Origin of the sequence: Methanospirillum stamsii, from assembly GCF_003173335.1 — an archaeon.
GTDB lineage: Archaea > Halobacteriota > Methanomicrobia > Methanomicrobiales > Methanospirillaceae > Methanospirillum > Methanospirillum stamsii.
The window spans coordinates 1-3,523 of sequence record NZ_QGMZ01000078.1; the positions used below are offsets into that span (position 1 = coordinate 1).

Sequence of the window (3,523 nt, forward strand, 5' to 3'; positions counted from 1 at the left end):
GAATATTCCTGTTTTGGCAAATTTTGAAACTCCGGTGAGAAGGACAAACTTAAGATGGAGATCCAGTGGTTTGATTGCTCCATAAAAATTTTTCAGACAATCCCGCATCTCCTGCATGAGGTTGATATCCCCGATATTATCAAGAATCGGTCTGTCGTACTCATCGACGAGGATGACTACCTGTTTTCCGGTTTTTTTTGCGATTTTTGGTATGAGTGCGAGTAATCTATCTCCAGGATCTCCGGAACTTTTTTCTATTTCATAGAATTCTTCCCACCCATCAAGAGTGCTGGTCAATCTATTGATAAGATCAGAGATCTGGCTCAGTGCCCCTCCGGCAAAATCAACCCGAAGGACCGGATATGTTATTGTAAAGTCCCATTCTGCCTCAGGGGAATCAAGATACAGTCCGGAGAAGAGTTCTTTTCTTCCGGAAAACGCACAGTCAAGCGTATCGATAAAGAGACTTTTTCCAAACCGCCTTGGGCGGGAGAGAAAATAATATTTCCCTTTCCGGGCCAGGTCCGAGATAAACCAGGTTTTATCGACATATGCATATCCTCCGGTTCTCATCTCTGAAAATGACTGGATTCCAATTGGGAGCTTTGGAGAGGACATAGAAAGATCTCTTATAGGATAAGAGCTGGGAGATTACATCTTTCTTCCGGATGTATAATTAAACATCATGAACCTTACTTCAGGTTTGATGAATAAGATAATGTCAGAATTCTGAAGCAATGAATATGACCCGGATATCTGCTCTATCGGGAGAAGGTATCTTCATCCTCGAATGATTCTAAAATGTAAACACTATATATCGATCCAGAAGTCGATTTTGATTTGTGGAGTATCATGCGTTGTGCTTTTGTCACATACCAGAACCAGATCTCTCATTGCCGTCCTAACATGAATCAAGATCAGATCTCCCAACGCTCGATATTTCTTGTTTCCGGATTAAAGACAATTCCTATCTCGTATATCTGCCTTGAATTTGACCGGTACTTCTCTGCATATCCACGTCTTTTAATCTGATCCAGAGGGCTTTCATCCCCACTCTTATCAATACCAAGCACTTTGAACTCAAAGATCCAGATTCCGGTCCTTGTCTTAACGGTTAGATCAACTCGTCCTTTGTTTGAGGTATCTTCCGGAATAACCTCGTACCCAAGACTTGCAAAATACGTGTATACCACGCTGGCATAATAGCCCTCATATCTGGCTATCGGATTGTTTCTATACCAGTCATGTGGAATGGATGCAAAGAAAGAATGAAAAACGGTTCGAAGAAGCCCATAATCCGCGGATTCTATCGCTTCACGTATCAGGGGAAGGGAGACGGTATCTGAATCACCCTGGAGCAGATGAAGGATCTGACGATTAAATGCTTCTCTAACCTCACGGTTTGGAAATCCCAGGGTGTACCAGGTACCTTCATAAGGATTACTCACAAAAGACCGAATCGTCAGGTACCCTGCCTGAAAAAGGAGGGTCTCTGTCCGGATATTTTCCGGATCAAAGGATCCCAGGAGTTCATCGCCTGCAATAAGCCCGTCAAATTCTGCAGGAAGGCGGGGTTTCTTCTGCCAGAGGGTGATGAGAAATGAAGGTGTTCCGGTCTCAAACCAAAATGGCCGAAATACTCCTTTCGAGAAGAGAAGGAGAATATCAAACGGGTTATATACCGAATCGCCGGTCCATGAATACCCATTATACCATTCACGAACCTCATTGATGTCAAATCGCTGGAGATATTCAGAAAAAATTGTTTCAAGATTCTGCTGAGTGTAGCCACAGATAGTTGAGTATCGCTTATCGAGGGTGATATCATTTAAATTATTCAATCCGGAAAATATTCCTGTTTTGGCAAATTTTGAAACTCCGGTGAGAAGGACAAACTTAAGATGGAGATCGAGTGGTTTGATTGCACCATAAAAATTTTTCAGACAATCCCGCATCTGCTGCATAAGGGGGGTATCCCCGATATTATCAAGAATCGGTCGGTCGTATTCATCTATGAGGATGACTACCTGTTTTCCGGTTTTTTTTGCAATTTTTGGTATGAGTGAGAGTAATCTATCTCCAGGATCTCCGGAGCTTTTTTCTATTTCATAGAATTCTTCCCACCCATCAAGAGTGCTGGTCAATCTATTGATAAGATCAGAGATCTGGCTCAGTGCCCCTCCTGCAAAATCAACCCGAAGGACCGGATATGTTATTGTAAAGTCCCATTCTGCCTCAGGAGAATCGAGGTACAGTCCGGAGAAGAGTTCTTTTCTTCCGGAAAACGCACAGTCAAGCGTATCGATAAAGAGACTTTTTCCAAACCGCCTTGGGCGGGAGAGAAAATAATAGGATCCTTTCCGGGTCAGATCGGAGATAAACCAGGTTTTATCGACATATGCATATCCTTCTGTTCTCATTTTCTCAAAGGACTGGACCCCGATTGGAAGCTTTGGAGGAGACATAGATAGATCTGCTTATAAGATAAGAGCTGGGAGATTACATCTTTCTTCCGGATGAATAATTAACCATCATGAACCGTTATTTCAGGCTTGATGGATAAGATAATGTCAGAATTCTGAAGTAATGAATAAGACCCGGATATCTGCTTTATCGGGAGAAGGTATCTTCATCCTCGAATGATTCTAAAATGTAAACACTATATATCTATCCAGATGTCGATTTTGATTTGTGGAGTATCATGCGTTGTGTTTTTGTCACATACCAGAACCAGACATTTCATTGCCGTCCTAACATGAACCAAGGTCAGATCTCCCATCGTTCGATATTTCTTGTTTCCGGATTAAAGACAATCCCAATCTCGTATATCTGCCTTGAATCTGACCGGTACTTCTCTGCATATCCACGTCTTTTAATCTGGTCCAGAGGGCTTTCATCCCCACTCGTATCAATTCCAAGCACTTTGAACTCAAAGATCCAGATTCCGGTCCTTGTCTTAACGGTCAGATCAACTCGCCCTTTGTTTGAGGTATCCTCCGGAATAACCTCGTACCCAAGACTTGCAAAATACGTGTATACTACGCTGGCATAATAGCCCTCATATCTGGCTATCGGATTGTTTCTGTACCAGTCATGTGGAATGGATGCAAAGAAAGAATGAAAACTTGAGTGCAGTTTTTCAGTATCCCCTTGCTCGAGTGCATCATACAAACGGTCACGTATTCCGGAGATATCATGACCGCTTAATGCCTCTAAGAAGAGAAAATTAAGTGATATCCGAACTTCAGTATTTGGATATCCAAGGACGCAGCGAAAACCCCTGATAGGATCAGCAGACCATGATTTTATCGTCAGGTACCCTGCCTGAAAAAGGAGGGTCTCTGTCCGGATATTTTCCGGATCAAAGGATCCCAGGAGTTCATCACCTGCAATAAGTCCGTCAAATTCAGCAGGAAGGCGGGGTTTCTTCTGCCAGAGGGTGATGAGAAATGAAGGTGTTCCGGTCTCAAACCAAAATGGCCGAAATACTCCTTTCGAGAAGAGAAGGAGAATATCAAACGGG

Annotated in this window: 3 protein-coding genes; all 3 read right to left on the reverse strand. The window is 42.9% G+C overall.

The genetic code is table 11. From position 1 onward, the window contains the following. Positions 1-618, reverse strand: a 618-nt coding sequence (locus DLD82_RS17985; RefSeq protein ID WP_181391531.1) for an ATP-binding protein, incomplete at its 3' end; no start/stop codon positions are given. 299 nt (positions 619-917) lie between these two features. Next, the gene (locus DLD82_RS17990; RefSeq protein ID WP_109942513.1) at positions 918-2,465 is read right to left on the reverse strand and encodes an ATP-binding protein; all 1,548 of its coding nucleotides are present in this window, start codon (positions 2,463-2,465) and stop codon (positions 918-920) included. A gap of 301 nt (positions 2,466-2,766) precedes the next feature. Next, positions 2,767-3,523 (reverse strand): PD-(D/E)XK nuclease domain-containing protein (locus tag DLD82_RS17995; RefSeq protein WP_181391532.1); only part of this gene is annotated, 757 nt, incomplete at its 5' end.

Coding starts and splice junctions, on each gene's coding strand:
- DLD82_RS17990 (WP_109942513.1), bottom strand. CDS start 2,465: ATGTCTCCTCCAAAGCTTCCAATCGGGGTCCAGTCCTTTGAGAAAATG.